We start from the raw sequence: 21,195 nt of genomic DNA, 5'->3' as shown, positions 1-21,195 counted from the left end.
CGAGTCTACGAGCCAGACCCCCACCCGATCCTGGCCCTGACAGGGCCAGCCCCACCGCGGCCTTCCTCCCCACCACCCACCCGGAGCAAGCTAAGAACCCACCCACCCACACCAAGCAAGGGAAAACTCTGATGCGCCACCAACTCCTGGGCCCCTCCGGCCTGCGCGTCTCCCAACTCCTCCTGGGCGCCATGACCTTCGCCAACCCCGACCAGGCCCGCCGCATGGTCGACCTCTACCAGGACGCGGGCGGCAACCTCATCGACACCGCCTCCGCCTACGGCGACAGCGAAGAAGTCCTGGGCGAACTCCTCAAAGGCCGCCGCGACCGCTTCGTGCTCTCCACCAAGTTCACCCTGCCCAGCGACGCGAGCGACGCCAACTCCGGAGGCAGCCACCGCCGCAACCTCACCCACACCCTCGAACAGAGCCTGCGCCGCCTACGCACCGACCGCGTCGACCTGCTGTGGGTCCACACCTGGGACGAGTACACCCCCATCGAAGAGACCATGCGCGCCCTGGACGACGCCGTACGCGCGGGCAAGGTCCTGTACGTGGGCGCCTCCAACCTGCCCGCCTGGGTCATCGCCCAAGCCAACACCCTGGCCCGCCAACACGGCTGGACCCCCTTCATCGCCCTTCAGGTGCCCTACAACCCGCTCCAACGCGACATCGAACGCGAACTCCTACCCATGGCCCGCACCCTGGGACTGAGCCTGACCACCTACAACGGCCTGGCCGCAGGGATCCTCTCCGGCCGCTACACCGACACCACAACCCCCACCACAACCGGGCGCGTGGATCCCACCACCCTGACCGAACACCAGCACCGCGCCGCCCGCACCATCACCCGCATCGCCCAGGAGGTGAACGCCACCCCCGCCCAGGTCACCACCGCCTGGGCCCTGCACCGCTCCCCGCGCATCCACCCCATCCTCGGCGCCAGCCGCACCGAACAACTCAAGGACAACCTGGGCGCACTCGACGTGACCCTGCCACCCGAAGCCATCGAACGCATCGACGCTCTGGCCGACTTCGAACCCGGCTACCCGCACGACCTCAACGCCACCACCCAGACCTGGCTCAACGGCGACCACGAGACCACCCCGCCCGCGCACGAGCGCCCCTTCGGGCCCTAGCCCGGACATCGGGTTGCGCACGGTGCGCCCCGCTCCCACGGTGGGCGCCGTGCGCGACCCGAGGTCCGGTGGCGCACGGAGGGAAGCCACAATGGTCCGGTCTCCACCCACCCCAGGCACCCCCCGGACCCCGCCGAGCGGCCCCTCCACTCCGCACACTGGAGGGCGTCCCACCCCTGGCAAGCTGGTCGCGATACTGACCGCCCACACCCGGCCCCTGACCCACCAGACGCACACAGCTCACCCCCTGCACCGCCCTGCGCCCGTATCCCTCAGGCGGGCCTGGCACTCCCGCGCGGCGCCAGGTCCCTGACCACCCGGGAGGGCTTGCCCGACAGTGAGGCCGCCATCCACCGCTCCACCCCCGGCAGCGCCGACAGGCGCAGGAACAACCGCCGCAACCGCAACCGGCCAGGGGTGCTGGGCAAGAACCAGGAGGTTCCGGTGCGGGCCGCGCGCTGGCGCTCCTCCACCACCGGACGCCACCGTTGTTCGTAGCGCGCCACACCCTCGGCCAGGGTGTTCGCGCGGGCCAGCTCCTCGCCCAGCACGTAGGCGCCGCCCATCCCCATCGACGCACCCTGGCCCGCCAGCAGCGACACCGCCTGGCAGGCGTCACCGATCAGCACCGTGCGCCCCCGGCTCCACCGTTCCATCTCCACCTGGGCGACGTGGTCGTAGTAGACCTGGTCCGGTTCGGGGCACAACTCCAAAGCCCGGGGCACCATCCACCCCAGCCCGGCGTAGGCCCGACGCAACTCGGCCCGCGGATCCTCGGGCAGTGTGGTCTCACCGGTGCGGTGCACGGCGAAGGCCGCCACCCGGTCCCCCTCCAAGGCGTAGAGCCCCATCTGCGCGCCCAGGCTGTCGGTGAGCTGGAAACGGCCCCGGGTCGCAGCGTGCACCCGCGCGTCGTGGAAGGTGAACGCACCCGTGTGGAACCCCAGGTGACGCAGGTACCGCTCCTGCTCACCGAAGACCAGGCGCCGCACGGTGGAGTGGATGCCGTCGGCCCCCACCAACAACTCACCCTCCACCGCCTGACCGTCGGCCAACCGCACCCGCACCCCGCTCTCGTCCTGCGTGATGTGCTCAGCAGAGCTGGAGTAGCGCACCTCCACCCGAGCCGGCAACGACTCACGCAGAGCCCGCTCCAGGTCCGGGCGCATAATCGAGATCAACTCCCCGCCCAGGGCGCGGGCGTAACCGTCGAACCTGATCGCGGCGCGCCGGCGGCCGTGCTCGTCGACCAGGGCGGCCTCGGTGAAGTGGTGGCCCAACTCGTGCAACCGGGGCAGGATTCCCATCGCCTCGGCGGCGTCGTAGCCGGGCCCGAAGAAGTCGATCATGTACCCCTGCGGGCGCGGACCCGGCGCCCGCTCGAGCACGAGAACCTGCCACCCGTGCTGGTCCAGGCGGTGTGCCAGGGCCAGACCGGCGATCCCGGCGCCGACGACGATCGCTCGACCGGGCCCTGGGGGTGTGTGCGTGGTGCTCATCGGCGCTCCTGTTCGGTGGGGTGTGCGGGGGCCAGCAGCCGCCGCAGCACGGGGGCGACTGCCGCCGCGTCCAGTGCGGGGTCCAGGGCGCGGTGCAGCATGACGCCGTCCACCGCCGAGGCCAGTACCCGGGCGGTGGCCTCGGGGTCGGCGATGTCGCCGCCGCGCAACCAGTCGGCCAGCGGGGCGCGGAAGCGCTCCAACACGGCGGTGATGCCGCGCCGCAACTCGACATCGCGCCCGGCGGCGAGGTAGGCCTCGACGAACAGTGTGGAGGCGGGGTCATCGCCGGGGTAGGCGTCCAGCGCAGCCAAGGCCAGGTCCAACCCCTCCTGGGGCGTGGTGCCTTCCAGCTGGGCCAGGGTCTGTTCGGCCACCTCCGCCATCACCCCCAGGGCGGCCTCGTTGAGCAGGGCGTTCAGCGAGGGAAAGTGGTAGTGCACCAGCCCGGCTCCCACCCCGGCCCGCTCGGCCAGCACCCGTGTGCTCACCGCTGACCACCCCCGTTCGACGATGAGCTCGCCGGCTGCCGCGAGCAGGCGCTCGCGCACCTGTCGGCTCCGTTCGGTTCCCACGTGTGCCCCCTCGAAAATCTCTTTTGGGCATTTGCCCTGGGCGACCGACTTGGTCACTCGCCCAACTTTGAGGATGCCACGAAACCCCACCCCAAGTACAGCCCTGCGGGCTCCCAACCCCGCTGGGAGGTTCGAAACCCGCAAAGGGGTGATCACACCACGACGAAGCAGAAGTCCCCCATCGTCCTGCGCTTGAGACCGATGTCGATCTTGACCCTGCGCAACACCTCACCGCGACTGATCCCCAGCCCATGGGCGATGAGCTGTTCGGGGCGCACCGGCACGGGCTCCTCGAAGGTCACCCACACATCCAAGGGCCAGGGACCCTCCCAGGCCTCGGGGGCGTGGAGTTCCCAGCACCCCCGCCAGTCGAGCGCGAAGCCGTGGCGCCCGGCGAGCGCGGGGTCGAGCAGGACGCCCGCGACCAGGTCGGCACAGTCCACACAGGGCAGGACGAGCAGGGGCAGGCGCGTGCGACGCACGACCCAGGGCAGCACGAAATGAGATCGCGTAGACATGACTCTCTCAAGAACTGACGAAAAGCACGGGAAACAGAGCCGACGGCGACGTCGGCGACCAATGCGCGAAAAAGTCAGATCCAAAGAGCGGGGGGCGTCATGTGCGCGCGAGTCCACTCGTAGGCGGCTCCGTCAACGTAGAGGAGCGCCTCGCGCCCGTGCCACTGGTTTTCGGCGCAGCCGCCTCAGGACCCGTGCGCCCAACCAGTCTCGGCGTGGGTGCCGGGGTGGGGTCCGGGCAGAGGGACTCCCAAGCCGACCTTGACCGGGTCCAGTACCGGCAGGGTGTCGTAGCGGCGCACGTTGGCGTCGTTCATGAACAACCGGTCCGACAACGCGCGACAGGCCCCCAGGTTCTCGGTGATGAGCATGACCAGGTAGTCCCACTGCCCGGCCAGGTCGTAGCACTGCTGCACCCGCGGCTCGGCGAGCATACGGGCACGGAACCGGGCGTGGTGCTCGGCCGACTCACGCTCAAGGGTCACCAGTACCGCGGCCAGGGTGGTGGCCCCCAGCGCGGCCGGGTCCACCACCGCGACCTGGCCGGTGATCACCCCGGCCCGGCGGTAGGCGCGGATGCGGCGTTGGACCGCGCTGGGTGAAAGCCCCACCTGCTCGCCGAGCTCGCGCAGGGTGCGCCCGGCGTCCTGCTGAAGCAGACGCAACAGGTGATGGTCGATGGGGTCAGGAGAGAAGGGCACGCAACAATGTTGCGCCACGGCAGCAAACTTTTCAATCGCGCCCACCGCCCGCCGCCCTACCGTTGGGGGAGCGGCCACCCCCGCCAAACAAGGGGTTGTGGCCCTCCTGCCGCTGTCGGTGTGCGCGCCGCGCTGCCCTGAAACCGGTCTGCGCCCAGCCCCACCGCGACGAACCCACCCCTGACGTGAACGAAGGGCTTTTGGTATGCACACAACGGATTTGGACCTGGAGCGGATCGCCCGGGCCGCGGAACTGATCGACCCGGTCTTCCTGAACTCCCCGCAGTATGTGGACGAGCAGCTGTGCGCCGCGCTGGGCCGGCGAGTGCTGGTCAAGGTCGAGACCCTCAACCCGCTGCGCAGTTTCAAGGGCCGGGGCGTGGACCTGTTGGCCCGGGAACTGGCACCGGGAACCCGGATGGTGTGCACCTCCACCGGAAACTTCGGCCAGGCGGTGGGGTATGCGGCCACCCGCCGCGGGCTGGGGGCGGAGGTGTTCGTTCCGGCGGGGATCAGTCAGGTCAAGCTCACGCGTATGCGTTCGCTGGGCGCGCGGGTGCACGAGGTCCAGGGGAGCGGTGTGGACGAGGCCGCCCGCGCCTTCGCCGCAGCGCACCCGGACGCGGTCTTCGTCGAGGACGGCCAGGACCCCCGCGTCGCCGAGGGTGCGGGCACCATCGGCGTGGAGCTGCTGAAGGCGGGGCCGATCGACGCGGTGGTGCTGCCGGTGGGGGACGGGGCGCTGATCACGGGGGTGGCGCGTTGGTTGAAGGAGCATTCCCCCGCCACCCGCATCGTGGGGGTGTGCGCGCAGGGCGCGCCGAGTATGGCCACCAGTTGGCGGTTGGGTCGGGCTGTGGGCACCGAGCGCGCGGACACCTTCGCCGAGGGGATCGCGATCAGTGATCCGATCCCGGCTTCGGTGGCGCGGATGCGGGTCTTGGTGGATCAGATGGTGGAGGTTTGCGATGCCCAGATACTCCAGGCGATGCGCACCGCGTTGGTGACGCTGGGGGTGGTGCCCGAGCCGGCGGGCGCGGCGGGGCTGGCGGCGATCGCCGCCCATGAGCTGCCGGGGGCGGTGGTGGCCACGCTCATCACGGGCGCCAATGTCGACCAGGGATTGCTTCCCGGGCTGGTGTCGGCCCCCTGACAGGGCTGGGTGTCGGAGCACCTTTCTGAATAACGTTTCGTTGATTACGTTATTAGGTAACGTTAAGGGGTTTTCATGACGAAACGAATGCCCGTGGGGTCGAAAATCCTGACTTCCGATAACCGAACGTTCTAGGAAGCCAGCCCCTCAGGGGTGCCCCAAGCCCCTCCCCGCCCCCACAACGACCCGCCAACGTTATTGAGGCCAGGTCAGGACCCCACACAAACGAGACGGGTACACCACCGGCTGTACTGTCCGGTGGTGTACCCGTCTGCTGTGTCCCGCGCCTGCGCTACTGCCGGGTGTGCGGTACCTCCAGGACGAAGAAGAGGAAACCGATCTTGGTCGACAACCCCTGGAAGTCCTCAGGGAACAACTCACGAGCGGCCGGGTCGGGCTGGGGCTCACTGATCTGACGCAGCTGAAAACCCGCACCGGTGAAGGCATCGGTCATCGCGTGCAGGGGCCTGCGCCAGAACTTCATCGCCATCGGCCGCCCACCGAAGGAGAACTCGTCCCGGTAGCTGGTGGTCGCGAAGTAGTCGGGCCGCGGATCCTGGAGCGCGTAGTCCACGATCGGGTGGTTCACCGAAGCGATCAGCCTGCCGCCTGGACACAGCACCCGCCGCATCTCGGCCAGCGTGGGCCCCCAGTCCCGCAGGTAGTGCAGCACCAGGGAAGCAACCACGTCGTCGAACGCACCATCGGCGAAGGGCAGGGGATCGGCCAGATCACCCACCCGCAGATCCGCCCCATCCCCCAGACGCCGCCTAGCCAACGCCACCATCGAAGCACTGGCGTCGATACCGCTCACCTGGGCGCCGCGCTCACGCAGAGCCGCCGCCAGCGGGCCCGCCCCACAGCCCGCGTCCAGGATCCGCCGCCCCAACACCTGCCCGGCCAAAGCCAGCATCGCGGGCCGCTCGTAGTAGGCGTTCTGGATACCGCTTTCGTTGCTGGCCGCATAATCCTCGGCGAAGCTGTCGTAGTCGTTCACTCGCACCGCATCCGAAGAGGGGGCGGGAGTCTCATGTGCCTCGGTTGCTCGATCCATCACCAAAACCTAGTACGCACCCGCCCGCGTCCGACAGGTCCACCGGCGCATTCACCCCACAGACGGCGCCTTGCCGTCCCACCCACTCACCGGGGCGGTGTGCCAACGCCACCCCCGCCCGCCCCTCGCCCCCGCCAACTCCACCCGGCCGTGCACCCACAACAGACTCCGCCACGCGTCCTCGCCGGGTTCCTGCCAGGGAAAGAGCCGAGCCAACACCCGGCGAGCCAGCTCCCGACCCGGCTGGAAATCCTCACCCCAACCGGTAGCCGCGTCATGGGTATGCACCAAGATCTCCGCGCACGCCATCGCCGCGAACCCCGAGGGGTCGGCCGCACCCATCGGATGGAACCCGCGCGCACTCGACGGATGGGCGTCCACGCTGATCGCGCACAGCCGTGCCGCGCTGTTCAAGGAACACAGCAGCGCGCGGGGCTCGGTGTCCGCGCGTACCCCGACCTCGAAGGCGGCCTCATCCTCGGTGCCGCCGATCAGGTCCAGGGAGTACCACAAGGGGCCCTGGGCGGCGTGGGCCAGTACCGAGGCCACGGTGAAGTCCATCCCGGGAATGGCCGCCGACCAGTCACGCCCCAGGCGGGGCTCCAGGAACTCCAGGGCCGTATCGGCCGCCGCCCGCACATCGTCGCCTCGCATGCGGGGGAGTCTAACCACGGCCACCGGCATCGCCTCGGGCGAACCCTTCGGGGGCGAGAGGGATGACTACCGGGTTGAGCGGTAGACCTTCGACCACTCACCGGTCGAAGGTGAGCACCTCCCACACGCGGGTCGTGCCTGCCTCCCCCGTACGGCGAGGCGGACTCCACCGAGCTGCCGAACAAGCTCCTCCTGGAAGCCGCGACACACCGCCGCATCAGTGCACGCTTCCACGAACCCCTCTTCTGTGAGGGCACCCCCTTTATCCCGCGTGCGCGCCTCAACCGGCCCCCGGATGATGCGACCACCCTCGACGGCGCCACCGCGACCCCCAGAACCGCCCGCCGCCTGCCATCGCAGACGCTCTCCCCACCCCCGAAAACCCCGGGACGGGCCAGACAAGGGCGTGCCAGGATCAGCGATGATGATCCACGACGTCCTCGCCACCGCGCACACGATCGCCGAGCGCCACAACGTTCCCGCCGAGCACGTTCTCCCCCTACCCGAAGGGGTGGCCAACCACGTTCTGGCCCTGGGCGAACACCTGGTCCTGCGCGTTCCGCGCACCCCCGGGTTCGAAGCGGACCTGCGCAAGGAGGCCGCGCTCGTTCCACTCGCCCGCAAGGCCGGTGTCACCACGCCCGCGCTCGTCGAGTTCGCCGACCCGCCTGGCGGCACTCCGTACATGGTGCTGGAACGCGTGGCCGGCGGTGACCTGGTCGGCACCGAACCCGCCACCGCCCTCCTGGACCGCCTCGGCCGGGAACTCGCCCGCATCCACACCGTCCCCGTCGACGGCCTTCCCGGCCTACCGCGCGACTCCGGGGTCACCGACGCCGGCCCCCTACTGGAACGCCTCCTGGGTTCGGGGCACATCGACGCCGAGGCCGCCGACTGGCTCAGGGCCTGGTGTGAACGCCTGGCAGCCCTCGCACCCCCAGGTGGAGACCCCGTCCTGGTCCACGGCGACATCGCGCCGCAGAACCTGCTGGTGACACCGGGCAGGGACCTGGGCGGGATCGTGGACTGGGGGGACGCCGCGGTGGCCGACCCAGCGATGGACTTCGCCAAACTCCCGCCCTGGTGGCTGCCCCGCATCCTGGACGCCTACCAGCGTGAGGGCGGCCAGGCGAGCGGGCAGGGGTGGCAGGCCCGCGTGCTGTGGCACCACCTGACCTGGGCGCTGGGCCGCCTGGAGGACCCGGTTCCACAACCCGGTCAGCGGCACTGGACCGCACCCCCGGCCAGCCGTCTTCTGGGGCTGCTGCGCCTGTTCGCCTCGAACCCTCCCGGGCCCTGGGCTGACCTTGCACCCGAAGGCCCGGCGGGCGGGGCAACGGGACGGGGTTGAGGGTTCAGCCCCGGGCCAGAAGGGCCTGGGCCCCGCGCACGATCTCTTCGAGCCGCCCATGATGAGCCCCGCGCCAGTACACCTGGCCACACGAGTGGCAGCGCGCGAAGGTGTCGTAGGTAGCGCGGGTGCCCGCACACAGGTGCTCGTCAACCTCACCCTTGGCAGCCGGAGCGAGCGGGCCGTTACAGGCCAGACACCGTGTCCACGGTTCCAGCGGCGGCGCGAACCGCTCCAGCACCTCACACAGCTGATCGTCGGGGCGGTCATGGCGGACATGACCGCCCGTGTGCAGGTTCTTGCGGCACAGCAGTTCGCGGTCGCGGGTGAGCAGAACGCGCTCTTCAGCGTTGGCCTGGCGGACCAGTGAGGGGTCGTCGCGGTCGTTGTCGTAGGCGGTGTCCACGCCCAGGAGGCGGAGCCTGCGCGCGAGTGTGCCCAGGTGCACGTCCAACAGGAACGTCGGCGGCCACTGCGGCAGAAATTGGGGGCGTTCGACAGCGGCGACCTCGATGTGGTCGCCGGGCTGTGGGCGGTAGGAGGGTGTGACGGCCGCGCCGTGCACAGTGAGCGTGCCGACCTCGGTCGGGGGACGCCGAGCGAGTCCACGATGTGGCCCAGGGTGGAGGTGGGATCGGAGGCCAGGCGCACCTGTGCGTGCCGGTGGCGCGGCAGCAGGAAGAAACGGAGCTCGGGTGCGAAGCGCACAACCAGGTTCGCCGGTCCCATAACCCCACCATGGCACGGGCGGTGGCGTCGCGGGAGGGTACGGCGCCACCGCCCCGGGCCCGCTCAGGCCCCTTCGAGGACGGAGCGGTCGCCCTCGCGCAGGCTCTTGACGATGTGCGCGGGGGCGGTGTGCGGTGATCCGGCGTCATAGGGCGGCTGGGGGTCGTACTCGGTGATCAGTTGGAGGGCCTGGGCCACGTCGTCGCCCGCGATGCGTCCGACCAGACTGAGGGCCATGTCGATGCCGGAGGAGACTCCGGCGGCGGTGACGTACTTACCGTCGAAGACCACGCGCTCGCCGGTGGGTTCGGCGCCCAACGCGGGGAGTTGGTCCAAAGCGAGCCAGTGGGAGGTGGCCCGGCGCCCTCGCAGGAGCCCGGCAGCGGCCAGGACAAGAGAACCAGTGCACACCGAGGTCGTCCATGTGCTGGTGGCGTCCGCGGCGCGCAGCCACTCGTGGACGGGCCCGTCGTCCATCAGTGCGGCCTGCCCGGGGCCGCCGGGGACCAGGATGATGTCGGGGTCGGTGAGTTCGTCGAGTTCGGTGTCCACACTCAGGCCCAGACCGCCTCCGAAGCAGCGGACGGTACCGCGGCGCTCACCGACGAAGGACACCTCGGCGCTGGGCAGGGCGCCCAGGATCTCGTAGGGGCCCACGGCGTCGAGCGCGGTGAGGCGATCGAACAACAGGATCGCGATGCGCATACATTTCCTTACTCTGTGTCATGAAGGGTGGCCGCGCTGCCGCGCGGTGCGGTGCGGCCCGGGTGCGGAGTGGTCTCAGGTGCCGAGGGTGTGGAACCGGCTGCGGTAGTCGGCCGGGGCGCAGTCCAGGACACGGACGAAGGCGCGCCGCATCGCCTCGTAGGTGCCGTAGCCGCTGGCGCGGGCGACGGTTTCGACGGCTTCGGTGCCCTCCTCGAGCAGGCGCCGGGCGGTCTCGAGCCGCACACGATCGACGTAGCGGCCGGGGGTGGTACCGACCTCAGCGGTGAACACGCGTTGGAACTGTCGTGCGGAGTAGCCGGCCCGCTCGGCGAGGGCCTCGACGGACAGGTCCTCGCCGGGGTTGGCGGCGATCCAGTGCTGGAGGTCGCGCAGGGGCGGACGCCGGGCCGCCTGCGCTGCGAGATGGGTGCTGAACTGTGCCTGGTTACCGGGACGGCGCAGGAACATGACCAGGTGACGGGCGATGGTCAGCGCGGTGTGGTGGCCCAGATCGTCCTCGACCAGGGCCAGTGCCAGGTCGATACCCGCGGTGACACCGGCGGAAGTGGTGACCGAGCCGTCGCGGACGAAGATGGGGTCGGGGTCGACGGTGAGGCGGGGGTGGCGCCGGGAGAGGGCGGCGCAGTGGTCCCAGTGGGTGGTCACACGCCGCCCGTCCAGCAGCCCGGCCTCGGCCAGGACGAAGGCGCCGGTGCACACCGAGGCGATGCGGCGTGCACGGGGTGCGTACTCGCGGATCCAGCAGACCAGGCGCGGGTCAGGGTCCAGGGCACCGTGGCCGCCCGGCACGAGGAGGGTGTCGATGTCACCGACGCCGTCGAGTGCGCTCTCGGGGAGCAGGGTCAGGCCGCTTTCGGTGCGCACCGGGGCACCGTCCAGGGAGGCGGTCAGAGTGCGCGGCCTTCGGCCGGGGACGGCGGCGGGTACCCGGGAGGCGCCATGGAAGACCTCCAGCGGACCGGCGACGTCGAGGCTCTGAACCCTGTCGAAAAGGGGCACAAGGACGGTGGGGCGGGTCATGTTCCGATGATGATTGATGCTGGTGGTGGCCGCAATGACAGGGTTCCCACCTTTCGCGCCATCGGGCGCGGGGCGCTGGTACATCAGCGGGCCCGGTCATCGGAGGGTGCGGCACCACCTGACCCGGGCCCCGGCCCGCCTGGCCGATCCCACGCCCCGGCCGGGCCAACGCCACTGGAGCGCCCCACCCCTCAGCCGAATCCTGGGCCCGTTGCGCCTGTTCACCCACCTACCGCCCACACCCTGCACAGAGCTGCCCCACCCGAGCCGCCCGGTATCCGCTAGCCTGGACCCCAACATCACGACCGAGGAGGTGGGACCGATCACCGCAGCAGCAAGCCGGGCGCTTCCATCCCACGGTCATCTCTCCCCCACGGTGTAGGTGAGCGCGGGAGCGCCCTTGGGCATCCCGAAAGGTCCCCTTGTCACCACACCCCACCGTGCTGTGCACCACCACCGTCATCACCCGCCTGCGCCAGGCAGGATGCGTGTTCGCCGAACAGGAAGCGCACCTGATCACCACCAGCGCACGCACTCCCGACGACCTGACGCGCATGGTGGACCAGCGCACCAGCGGCACCCCTCTCGAGCACGTCCTGGGCTGGGCCGACTTCCTGAACCTGCGCCTGTTCGTGGAACCGGGTGTGTTCGTCCCCCGCCCGCGCAGCGAGTTCCTCGCCCTCCAGGCCCTGGCCCGCACCCGCCCCGGAGCCCTGGTCGTCGACCTGTGCTGTGGCACCGCGGCGCTGGGCGCCGCACTCGCCACCCGCCGAAAAGGGGTGCGGCTGCACGCCGCCGACATCGACGCGGCCAGTGTGCGCTGCGCCCGCCGCAACATCACCCACCTGGGCGGACAGGTCCACCACGGCGACCTGTTCCACCCCCTGCCCCGGGCCCTGCTGGGCCGGGTGGACGTGCTGGTGGTCAACGCCCCCTACGTACCCACCAAGCAGATCTCCCTACCAAAGCAGGTCTGAGGGCGTCCTGGGTGAGGTGCCCGGACACCGACACCTGCGTGGTCCTGGGCCGGCGCCCACCCGCCTGATACCAAAGGCTGTGGTCGGGGCGCGAGCCGCTCCGAGCACAGCCACCCTCGGAGAACGTGCCTAGGCGTGGGCCAGGGCCCGGCCCAGGTGGTATTCGACGATGCCGAGCATCTCCTGCTGGTGGGGGTAGTCGCCCTCCAACAGGCGCAGCGGACCGGCCACCAAAGACACGTGGTGGGCCAGCATGTACAGATCCATGCGGGCCGGGTCCAGGCCGGGCCGCTCCACATACTCGTACAGGTCACCCAAACGCAACCGCAGGAAGGTGTACTCCCACTCGGCGTCGAAGTACATCAATCCTTCGATGTCGATGAGCACCGGGTTCTCGTCCTGGTCCACCAGCACGTGGTCGGGGCCCAGTTCGCCGTGGATCACCCCGTGCTCGGAGCGCGGCTCCACCCGGTCAAAGAACTCACCCAGCCGCCGCTCCAGCCGGGGTGCGGCCCGGGCCAGCTCGGGGCGCCGCCGCGCACCCTCAGCCAGATCAACCAGGGCCCGATCCAGCACCACACTTTCGCAGGAACGCTCGTGCACCAAAGGCCGCGACACCTTGCCCACCCCCGTCTGCACCGGCACAGCCATGGCTGCCAGCACTTCACCCAACCGGCCCAGCACCCGCACCACCAGGTCGGGTTCCCCGTGGGCGATGTGCTCCTCCAAGGTCGGGCCGCGCACGTCCTCGACGATGGCCACGTCAGCGTTGAGCTTGGGGTGTGCGCGCTCCACCAAATACACCCGCGGGCTGCGCACACCCACCGACTCCAGGACCCGGGAGGCACCCACGAACAGATCCACCCCGTCGGCATGGGCGAAGGGGTCACCATCGGGGTCGGGGGAGCTGCACATGTCCTGGGGCCAGAAGTTCTCCGCCGCACCCCACACATAAGCGACCACCGAGGAGCCCTGCGCCAGCTCCAACCGGTACACGCCCTTCTTGGTGCCGCCGCGCAACCGCTCCAGCCCGCTCACGGTGACCTCCCGTTGCAGGGCGCGCCCCACCAGGTCCTGCAACGGGAGGATCTGGGCGAACTCTCGGGTACTGCTCATGACAAAGACTCCCGGGGGGAAGGGAAGGAGAGGGAACCGCCGACCCTAGTGCCGGGCCCGCACCGAGCGCATCGGGTTTCCCAACACCCACACCCCGGATCCGCGACAAGGGCGGGGTGTCGACCCCCGGCAGGGACGCCGTCCCCTGATGTTCAGGCTGTGTTGTCCCCGGGTCGTTAGCCTCACCCCTGTCACGTCCCCGCACGGAAGCGACCCCCATGACCCTCTCCCTCCACCCCACGCCCTCTCAGGCCCCGGCCCGCCGCCCCCTCCGGATCCGGCACGCGCTGGCACTGCGCTGCCCCGCCTCGCCCGGCAAAACCACCGTGGCGCTGAACCGTTCGACTTCCTGTGCTCTGGCGGACGGGTTCACCCTCGTCCAGGACGACCAGGACCAGCAGGTGACCAGCACATCCTGATCCCCAGCCACCGAACTTCCACCGCACCTTCTCCCTGGGGGCGCCCAGGCCACGTGCGGGTGGCCCGGGCGCCCCGCCCCCACCGGTGAACACCCAAAAGGGGGGGGCACAGAGCTACCCGCGCCCTGTACCCCCTTGGCCCCACCCGTTCACGGGCTGGGCCCCTACCTCGGCCCAGTCCCCTCAAGGCAGCCGCGGCGGCGCCCCTTCACCGCGCGGGCTCGGCCTGCACGACCTGATCGTCCTGCCCGGCTCGGGCCAGGGCCTGTTCGGCCTCGGCCATGACCAGGTCGGCGTTGATCATCGCCCCCGCCTTGTTGCCCGCGGCGGCCGCGCCGATCACCTGCTCGCTCACCGAGGTGACGTTACCCGCCACCCACACACCCGGCACCGCGGTGGCACCGTTGGGATCGGACTCCACATAGGTGCCCATGAGGTGCTCGCCCATCCACTGCTCGCTCACCTCCAGACCCAGGTCGACCAGCAGCTCAGAGCGCGAACGCATGAACGTGGGCACCACGACCGCATCGACCGCCACCACCGCACCGTCTGCGGTGCGCACCCCGCTCACCCCGCCCGGCCCCGACTCCACGGCCCGGACCGGGCTGTCAACGACGGTGATGCCGCGCGCGGCCAACTTCTGACGCTCACTCTCGCCCAGCCCGGTGCCGGGGTAGGCGAACAGCGTCACCTGATCACTCCACTGCCGCCACAACAAACTCGCGTGCACGGCCACCGGCCCACTGGCCACCACCGCCAACGGCTGGTCGCGCACCTCCCAACCGTGGCAGTAGGGGCAGTGCAGCACCCCACTGCCCCAGTGCTCGGCCAACCCCGCGATGTCAGGAAGCTCATCCACCAGCCCGGTGGTGACCAGCAAACGCCGGGCCGCCACCACCGAACCGTCCTCGCGCTCCACCTCGAACCCCTGCTCGGTGCGCCGGGCGGCCACCACCCGGCCCGATTCGACCACACCCCCATAGGAGGCGACCTCCTGCCGGCCCTTGGCCGCCAGGTCAGCCGGGGGTGTGCCCTCCATCCCCACATAGGCGTGCACCCCCTGAGCGGGCGCGTTACGCGGCTCCCCGGCATCGATGACCAGCACCGATCGGCGTGCCCGGGCCAGCGTCAGCGCCCCGGCCAGTCCGGCGGCGCCACCACCGACGACCACGACATCGAAACTGCGTGCGGGTTCGTTCATGAATGCCTCCTTCGCTCCTGACACCCATCCTGCGCACAACCCCAAAATCCGACAACAAACCTTGCTGACTCAGCAAAATCTCAGGTGACGAAGCCCCTGCCACCCCCACCCCACCACCCGGTCAACCGATCAACCGATGACACCCCGACCGCACACCAGGCATCACCTAAGCTGCCCACCCATGGACAGCCTGTGGAACACCGACACCGTCTGGCTCAACACCGCCCAGTACGGCATCCCACCCACCACCGCCCACCAAGCCCTGACCCAAGCCACCCACACCTGGCACACCGCCACCGCCGACCCCCACCACTGGTTCCAAGCAGTAGAAGACACCCGCACCCGCTTCGCCCAACTCATCAACGCCCCCACCGACGACATCACCCTGGGCGCCACCACCTCCCAACTCGTGGGCACCATCGCCGCCTCCCTCCCCCACAACGCCCACATCCTCCTACCCCAAGGCGAATTCACCTCCACCACCTTCCCCTTCCACACCCACACCGACCGCGGCCTGACCGTACACACCGCACCCCTGCACGAACTAGCCGAACACATCACCCCCACCACCACCCTGGTCGCCTTCAGCCCCGTGCAATCAGCCACCGGAACCCTGGCACCCACCGACCAGATCCTGACCGCCGCCCGCACCCACCACACCCTCGTCCTGGCCGACGCCACCCAAGCCGCGGGCTGGTACCCCCTGGACGCCACCCGCTTCGACGCCCTGGTCTGCTCCGCCTACAAATGGCTCATGGCCCCCCGCGGCCTGGCCCTGGGCTACCTGGCCCCCACCCTGCGCACCCGACTACGCCCCACCAACGCCGGACCCATGGCCGACGCCACCCCCACCACCGCCTTCTACCGCGACCACTTCGAGCCCGCACCCACCGCCCGCGCCTTCGACCTGTCCCCCAACTGGTTCGCCGCCGTAGCCGCAGCCCCCGCCCTGAAGGTCCTCCTCGACCACGGCATCGAACACGTGCACACCCACAACACCCGCCTGGCCGACCGCTTCCGCGCCCACCTGGACCAACCCCCGGCCCGATCGGCCATCACCACCGTGGACATCCCCCACGCCCTGCACACCCTGCGCGAAGCCGGGATCGTGGCCACCCAGCGCGGCGGACAGACCCGGCTGGCCTTCCACCTGTACAACACCGAAGCCGACGCCGACCTGGCCGCCAAGGTCCTCACCGCCTGAACCCGCGCACCCGCACACGAAAAAGGGAGGGCTGGCGCGTATCCGCACACCAGCCCTCCTCACACCGCCACACCCTCAGATCAGGGAACGATCCCCGCACGCTCGGGACGCACGTTGCCCATCACCCGCGTGACAGCGATCTCGATCACCACCCGGTCCGGGTTGGGGCGCGGCTGCCGGTACCGCTCGGCGTAGCGCCGCACCGCCTCGGCCACCGCCCCCTCCTCCCGCGAAACCGTGGCCTCACCCTCGAGCGTGGACCACCGACCCCCCTCCACCTGGCACACCGACACCCGCGTACCCGGGCGGGCAGCCAAATTGGTGGCCTTGTAACTGGAGGCGAAGGTGATCACCCGCGCCAGATGCCGCTCAGGGTCATAGGTCACCCCCACCGGAACCTGATGAATGCTGCCGTCCGGGCGCGGCGAAGCCAACGTGCACAGACGGTACTCACTCCAAAACACCAGGAAGGGATCCTGCTCCCCCACCCGCTGGTCCTCCTGGGCCAAAGACGCGGGATCGGTGGATGAAACACGATCGGACACGAGGACTCTTCTCCAAACTCCGGGAACATACCAAACACCAGTTTCCCAGCCCCCACCAGCTCACAAGCGCGGCTCCCCCACCCGCGACCCCAGATCCACCCACCCCCGATACCCCGAGGGCGACGCACAGTACACCCGCCCGCCCGGACCCAACCGCCCATCACAGGCAAACCGCCGCGCCAACTCCTCCTCCGCACCCACCGCCCCCGCATCCGCGGCCACCACCAAACGCGCCACCTCATCAGTCAACGCACTCTCACCCCACCGCCCCATCGCACCCCACCCATCCCACAACAACGTCTCCACACCCAACCGGTGCGCCACCTCCAACCACACGTAGTCACGCACCAACCACCCACCCCGCAACATCGGCAACCCCGGATCCACCCCGAACCCGCCCCCGTCCACCTCACCGGAGCGCACCGCCAACCACACCGCCGACGCCCCCGAGAACGCCACCTCACCCACCACACCCCCATGGGACAAATCCAAGGGGTCCACACCCCACCCCACCTCCGGGTCCAGCTGGGGGTCCGCCCACACCCACCGCTGCCCGTCCCAGTACTCCACCACCACGTGATCGGTACCAAAATCCCGGTTGAGATACGACGCGAACCCCACCCGCGAGCGCGCCGCCACCCCGTGCTCGCGCAACGCCGCCACCGTCAACACCGCGAAATCCCGACAGCACCCCACCAACGGCTCGGCCCGCTCCACCGACCACTCCCGCCCGTCCCGGGCGGCGTCGGTGGCCAACATCGCCTCCACCCACCGCAGGTCGATCTCCTCCCACCGCTCACCCACACCCACCCGGCCCCCGGCCCGGTAGTGCGTCAACACCCGCCGCACCCGCGCACCGATCCCCGCCACATCCGAGGGCAGGGCCACCAACACCTCCCGGTACGCACCCGGGTCGGTGAAGGGGGTGTGCGCACGCCACCGATCCACCCCCACCGAGGCGGGCACACTTCTCACACCCTCACCGCCCTCGTTAACCCAGGCACCACCCGCAACCGCACCGCTCTCACCCACACCCACACGACCCTTCACCGCACCCAACCCAGAACACCTGCCTCACCAAACCCAGCCCTCAGCCCCGGGCCAGCGGCCGCACCACCCACGCGAACGCCTCCCCCTCACCCACCGACTCCCAGGGCCGCACATACACCTCCCGAAACCCCTCCACCGAACGCAAACCCCGCTCGACCAACCCCCGCTCCACCGCCGCATAAGCCCCCATGATCCGCGGATAGAAACAATCCCGACGCGCCACCTCAGCCACCAACCACACCCCCGCCCCCTCCCACCGCAACGACACCCCCCGCTCCGGCCACGCCACCCCCTCATAAGGCACCGCCACCTCGATCAACGCCGCCCCATCAGGCGAAGGCGTCCCGTGGTAGACCACCCACGTCTGCTCCCCGACCCGGGCCCCCTGCCCCACCAACACCCGCCGCACCCGCTCGGCCAACCCCAGATAGGTCTCCACCAGCTCCTGCAAACCCACCCGCGCCCGCGCACAGGCCACCGTCACCGCGGGCACCGTTTCCAACGAGGTCGACCACACCCCCTCGCCCGACTCCTCCTGCGAACCCGCCCCCCGCACCGCACCGGCCCTCTCCGGGCCGTGCTCACCCACCAGGTCGCACACCCGCTCGAGCATGGCCTGCCGGGAACGCTCCACCTCCTGTCGCACCCGCCACCAGGCCCGCACCAACCCCACCGCCTCCGCAGGCGAAGCCGCCACCACCTCGGCCACCATCGACAGCGGCATGTCCATCCGTCGCAGCTCACGCACCCGCACCGCCACACCCACCTGCTCGGGTAGGTAGAACCGGTACCCGTTGGCCGCCTCCACCCGGTGGGGCACCAACAAACCCGACCGCTCATACAACCGCAACGCCTTGGGGGACAGGCCGCTGCGGCGCGCGAACTCCCCGCGCGTCAGCTCCAGCGGCTCCGATGACTCGCTCATGCCCCTGAGTGTGAACCCTGCCCCAAGGGCACGGTCAACCCGCACTCCACCCCGCCGCCCCGGCCGGGACCGAGGCCACCCCAGCGCACCGCCCCAACAGTCACTGCCCGCGCACGGTGAGCGATAGCATCAGCGCCGGACCAGACCGGGCCGTACCCCGGCCAAGACAGCAACCGCGCAGCGCCCCGCTACGCACCGGTCCGCAAGCGCTCACCCACCAGGTGGCCCAACCCCGACCACCCCACCCCCTGATCGGAGCCACGCACGTGTACCCCACCAGCACCCCCCACACCAGCGGCCACCTGACCGTCAGCCAAGGCCACCGCGTGTTCTGGCAGGAGGCCGGAAACCCCCACGGAACCCCGATCCTCATGGTCCACGGCGGCCCAGGCTCCGGGGCCAGCCCCACATGGTCGAGGTTCACCGACCCCGACCGCTACCGGGTGATCCTGCTCGACCAGCGCGGAACCGGCCGCAGCACCCCCAGCGCGGGCGACGTGGACACCGACCTGTCCACCAACACCACCGCCCACCTCATCGACGACTTCGAAGCCCTGCGCACCCACCTGGGCATCGAACGCTGGCACGTCCTGGGCGCCTCCTGGGGAAGCTGCCTGGGCCTGGCCTACGCACAAGCCCACCCCGACCACGTCATCTCCTTGGTGCTGTTCGCCGTCACCGCGGGCACCCGCACCGAGATCACCTGGATCACCCACGACATGCGCCGCGTCTTCCCCGACCAGTGGGAGGACTTCTACGCCGCCGCGGGGCCCGATGCCGACCCCCGTGCCCTTCCGGCCGCCTACGCCCGACTGCTGGCCGACCCCGACCCACACATCCGTGACACCGCCGCCAAGGCCTGGTGCCGGTGGGAGGACACCCACGTGGCCACCGCCCCCGGCTTCACCCCCGACCCCCGCTACGACGACCCCGACTTTCGCTACACCTTCGCCCGTGCCGTCACCCACTACTGGGCCAACGACTGCTTCCTGGCCCCGGGCCAGCTCCTGGAGCAGATCCCCCAGGTCGCGCACATCCCCGCCGTCCTCATCAACGGCCGCCTGGACATCAGCGGCCCCAGCGACACCGCCTATGACCTGGCCCGTCATTGGAAGGCCGCCGAACTGGTGATCGTGGGCGACGCCGCGCACACCGCCAGCACCGGGGGGATCGGCGCGGCCGTGGTGACCGCCACCGACCACTTCGCCCACCTGGACTAACACCCCCGCACACACCAAAGCCCTGCGAGGCCGCCACCTCGCAGGGCCCGCACACACCCCTTCGGGGGCTTTCGTCTGGCTCGCCTCAGGCCAGCGACCGCACCAACTCCACCACCCGCTCCAGCTCGGCCTCGGTGTTGTAGTAGCGCACCGAAGCCCGCACCACCACCTGCACCCGCACCCCGCACCGGCGACCTCGGCCACCACCGGCCCACCACACCGGGCAGCCCGCACAACCCTCAGCCCCGCACCGGTGTGGCCCACACCGCCCCCACACCCACCCGCAGGCGGCCCGCGCACCACCTTTCATCAGCCACAATGGCCAACAACCACCACACCCCCCATCCCGAAAACCCAACGAAAAAGGTGCCCGGCAGTCATGGCCATCCCCAAAGCCGAACTCCACATCCACATCGAAGGCACCCTGGAGCCCGAGCTCGCCTTCCACCTGGCCGACCGCAACGGCATCACCCTGCCCCACACCGACGTCCAGGCCCTGCGCGAGGCCTACTCCTTCACCGACCTGCAGTCCTTCCTCAACCTCTACTACGAGCTGATGGACGTCCTGCGCACCGAAGCCGACTTCCACGGCCTGGCCGAGGCCTACCTGACCCGGGCCGCCGACCAGGGGGTGCGCCACGCCGAGATCTTCTTCGATCCCCAGGCCCACACCGGCCGCGGCATCCCTTTGGACACCGTCATCAACGGTCTGGCCTCAGCGTTGGACACCAGCCTGGAGCGCCACAACATCTCCACCAGCCTGATCCTGTGCTTCCTGCGCGACCGCCCTGCCCAAGAGGCCATGGACACCCTGATGGCGGCCCGCCCCCACCTGGACCGCATCAGCGCCGTAGGTTTGGACTCAGCCGAGGTCGGCAACCCGCCCGCCAAGTTCACCGACGTCTTCGCGGCCGCTGGCGACCTGGGCCTGCGCCGGGTGGCCCACGCCGGTGAGGAGGGCCCGGCCTCCTACATCTGGCAGGCCCTGAACCTGCTGGGCGTCGAACGCATCGACCACGGCATCCGCTGCCTGGAGGACCCCGAACTCGTCTCCCACCTGGCCGCCACCCAGATCCCGCTGACGGTGTGCCCCTTCTCCAACGTGCGCCTGCGCGCCGTCAACACCCTGGCCGAGCACCCCCTGCCCGCCCTGATGGAGGCGGGCCTGCTGGTGACCGTCAACTCCGACGACCCCTCCTACTTCGGTGGCTACGTCCATGACAACTACCTGGGACTGCAGGAGCACCTGGGGTTGGACACCGAGCAGCTGCGCGCCCTGGCCCGCAACTCCTTCACCGCCTCCTTCCTGCCCGCCGAGCGCCGCCAGGCCCTGTTGGCCGAGGTGGACGCCTACACCTTCTAGAACCCAAAAAACGGGGCCCTCGCGCACAGCGCGAGGGCCCCGTTTTTTGGGGT

Annotated in this window: 21 protein-coding genes and 1 pseudogene; 8 read left to right on the top strand and 14 right to left on the bottom strand. The window is 70.2% G+C overall.

Translation table 11 applies throughout. From position 1 onward, the window contains the following. The first annotated feature begins 131 nt into the window (after positions 1 to 131). Positions 132 to 1,139 carry an aldo/keto reductase gene (locus NE857_RS16340; protein ID WP_254421772.1) on the top strand — a complete coding sequence of 336 codons (1,008 nt, stop codon included), beginning with the start codon at positions 132 to 134 and terminating at the stop codon, positions 1,137 to 1,139. A gap of 272 nt (positions 1,140 to 1,411) precedes the next feature. On the opposite strand, the gene NE857_RS16335 is transcribed toward NE857_RS16340, so the two are convergent. The 4 genes from NE857_RS16335 to NE857_RS16320 form a co-directional block, all read right to left on the bottom strand. Then, complete coding sequence (locus tag NE857_RS16335; RefSeq protein ID WP_254421771.1) at positions 1,412 to 2,638, bottom strand: FAD-dependent oxidoreductase; 1,227 nt, start codon at positions 2,636 to 2,638, stop codon at positions 1,412 to 1,414. Beyond that, the gene (locus NE857_RS16330) at positions 2,635 to 3,213 is read right to left on the bottom strand and encodes a TetR/AcrR family transcriptional regulator (protein WP_254421770.1); all 579 of its coding nucleotides are present in this window, start codon (positions 3,211 to 3,213) and stop codon (positions 2,635 to 2,637) included. Before NE857_RS16330 ends, NE857_RS16335 begins: the two co-directional genes overlap by 4 nt. Before the next feature lie 152 nt (positions 3,214 to 3,365). Further along, entirely contained in the window at positions 3,366 to 3,731 is a 366-nt protein-coding gene (locus NE857_RS16325) for a DUF1062 domain-containing protein (RefSeq protein WP_254421769.1), read from the bottom strand. Positions 3,732 to 3,916: 185 nt separating this feature from the next. After that, positions 3,917 to 4,432 carry an Lrp/AsnC family transcriptional regulator gene (locus NE857_RS16320; protein ID WP_254421768.1) on the bottom strand — a complete coding sequence of 172 codons (516 nt, stop codon included), beginning with the start codon at positions 4,430 to 4,432 and terminating at the stop codon, positions 3,917 to 3,919. Between the two features lie 205 nt (positions 4,433 to 4,637). On the opposite strand from NE857_RS16320, the gene NE857_RS16315 reads away from it, so the two are divergent. Then, a complete protein-coding gene (locus NE857_RS16315) occupies positions 4,638 to 5,585 on the top strand; it encodes a threonine ammonia-lyase (RefSeq protein WP_254421767.1) in 948 nt (315 codons plus the stop codon). A gap of 292 nt (positions 5,586 to 5,877) precedes the next feature. Here the strand turns inward: NE857_RS16315 and NE857_RS16310 are convergent, their stop codons facing one another. Both NE857_RS16310 and NE857_RS16305 read right to left on the bottom strand, forming a co-directional pair. After that, on the bottom strand, positions 5,878 to 6,639 hold the full coding sequence (locus NE857_RS16310) for a class I SAM-dependent methyltransferase (RefSeq protein ID WP_254421766.1): 762 nt from the start codon (positions 6,637 to 6,639) through the stop codon (positions 5,878 to 5,880). Positions 6,640 to 6,690: 51 nt separating this feature from the next. Further along, positions 6,691 to 7,293 (bottom strand): maleylpyruvate isomerase N-terminal domain-containing protein, encoded by a 603-nt coding sequence (locus NE857_RS16305; RefSeq protein ID WP_254421765.1) that lies wholly within the window; start codon positions 7,291 to 7,293, stop codon positions 6,691 to 6,693. A gap of 421 nt (positions 7,294 to 7,714) precedes the next feature. Between NE857_RS16305 and NE857_RS16300 the strand changes: the two genes are divergently transcribed. Then, on the top strand, positions 7,715 to 8,644 hold the full coding sequence (locus NE857_RS16300; protein ID WP_254421764.1) for a phosphotransferase family protein: 930 nt from the start codon (positions 7,715 to 7,717) through the stop codon (positions 8,642 to 8,644). 4 nt (positions 8,645 to 8,648) lie between these two features. On the opposite strand, the pseudogene NE857_RS16295 reads toward NE857_RS16300, so the two are convergent. From NE857_RS16295 to NE857_RS16285, 3 genes and pseudogenes are all read right to left on the bottom strand, one after another. Further along, positions 8,649 to 9,373, bottom strand: a pseudogene (locus NE857_RS16295) (Mut7-C RNAse domain-containing protein). 63 nt (positions 9,374 to 9,436) lie between these two features. Further along, entirely contained in the window at positions 9,437 to 10,078 is a 642-nt protein-coding gene (locus NE857_RS16290) for a DJ-1/PfpI family protein (protein WP_254421763.1), read from the bottom strand. Positions 10,079 to 10,153: 75 nt separating this feature from the next. Then, entirely contained in the window at positions 10,154 to 11,122 is a 969-nt protein-coding gene (locus tag NE857_RS16285; protein ID WP_254421762.1) for a GlxA family transcriptional regulator, read from the bottom strand. Between the two features lie 422 nt (positions 11,123 to 11,544). Between NE857_RS16285 and NE857_RS16280 the strand changes: the two genes are divergently transcribed. Continuing rightward, positions 11,545 to 12,099 carry a putative protein N(5)-glutamine methyltransferase gene (locus NE857_RS16280; protein WP_254421761.1) on the top strand — a complete coding sequence of 185 codons (555 nt, stop codon included), beginning with the start codon at positions 11,545 to 11,547 and terminating at the stop codon, positions 12,097 to 12,099. 129 nt (positions 12,100 to 12,228) lie between these two features. Here NE857_RS16280 and NE857_RS16275 read toward each other — a convergent pair whose 3' ends face one another. Further along, entirely contained in the window at positions 12,229 to 13,215 is a 987-nt protein-coding gene (locus tag NE857_RS16275; RefSeq protein ID WP_254421760.1) for a phosphotransferase family protein, read from the bottom strand. Between the two features lie 218 nt (positions 13,216 to 13,433). Here NE857_RS16275 and NE857_RS16270 point away from each other — a divergent pair, with 218 nt between their 5' ends. Continuing rightward, positions 13,434 to 13,634, top strand: coding sequence for a hypothetical protein (locus NE857_RS16270; RefSeq protein WP_254421759.1), 201 nt, complete (start codon positions 13,434 to 13,436; stop codon positions 13,632 to 13,634). Between the two features lie 208 nt (positions 13,635 to 13,842). Here the strand turns inward: NE857_RS16270 and NE857_RS16265 are convergent, their stop codons facing one another. Then, a complete protein-coding gene (locus NE857_RS16265) occupies positions 13,843 to 14,835 on the bottom strand; it encodes an NAD(P)/FAD-dependent oxidoreductase (RefSeq protein WP_254421758.1) in 993 nt (330 codons plus the stop codon). A gap of 181 nt (positions 14,836 to 15,016) precedes the next feature. Here NE857_RS16265 and NE857_RS16260 point away from each other — a divergent pair, with 181 nt between their 5' ends. Further along, positions 15,017 to 16,039 carry an aminotransferase class V-fold PLP-dependent enzyme gene (locus tag NE857_RS16260; RefSeq protein WP_254421757.1) on the top strand — a complete coding sequence of 341 codons (1,023 nt, stop codon included), beginning with the start codon at positions 15,017 to 15,019 and terminating at the stop codon, positions 16,037 to 16,039. Positions 16,040 to 16,119: 80 nt separating this feature from the next. On the opposite strand, the gene NE857_RS16255 is transcribed toward NE857_RS16260, so the two are convergent. The 3 genes from NE857_RS16255 to NE857_RS34240 all read right to left on the bottom strand — a co-directional run bounded on the left by NE857_RS16255 (position 16,120) and on the right by NE857_RS34240 (position 18,559). Further along, positions 16,120 to 16,548 carry a pyridoxamine 5'-phosphate oxidase family protein gene (locus NE857_RS16255; protein WP_254421756.1) on the bottom strand — a complete coding sequence of 143 codons (429 nt, stop codon included), beginning with the start codon at positions 16,546 to 16,548 and terminating at the stop codon, positions 16,120 to 16,122. A gap of 96 nt (positions 16,549 to 16,644) precedes the next feature. Then, positions 16,645 to 17,559: a transglutaminase-like domain-containing protein gene (locus NE857_RS34245; RefSeq protein ID WP_301184342.1), complete on the bottom strand. Its 915-nt coding sequence runs from the start codon at positions 17,557 to 17,559 to the stop codon at positions 16,645 to 16,647. Positions 17,560 to 17,674: 115 nt separating this feature from the next. Then, entirely contained in the window at positions 17,675 to 18,559 is an 885-nt protein-coding gene (locus NE857_RS34240) for a MerR family transcriptional regulator (protein ID WP_301184341.1), read from the bottom strand. Between the two features lie 266 nt (positions 18,560 to 18,825). Between NE857_RS34240 and pip the strand changes: the two genes are divergently transcribed. Then, positions 18,826 to 19,779, top strand: coding sequence for a prolyl aminopeptidase (gene pip, locus NE857_RS16235; RefSeq protein WP_254421755.1), 954 nt, complete (start codon positions 18,826 to 18,828; stop codon positions 19,777 to 19,779). A 379-nt stretch (positions 19,780 to 20,158) separates the two neighbouring features. Next, entirely contained in the window at positions 20,159 to 21,142 is a 984-nt protein-coding gene (locus NE857_RS16230) for an adenosine deaminase (protein WP_254421754.1), read from the top strand. Positions 21,143 to 21,195 lie beyond the last annotated feature (53 nt).

The organism is Nocardiopsis exhalans (genome assembly GCF_024134545.1).
Taxonomy (GTDB): domain Bacteria; phylum Actinomycetota; class Actinomycetes; order Streptosporangiales; family Streptosporangiaceae; genus Nocardiopsis; species Nocardiopsis exhalans.
Note: the sequence above shows the minus strand (reverse complement) of the source record. Positions and strands in the feature narration are given on the sequence as shown.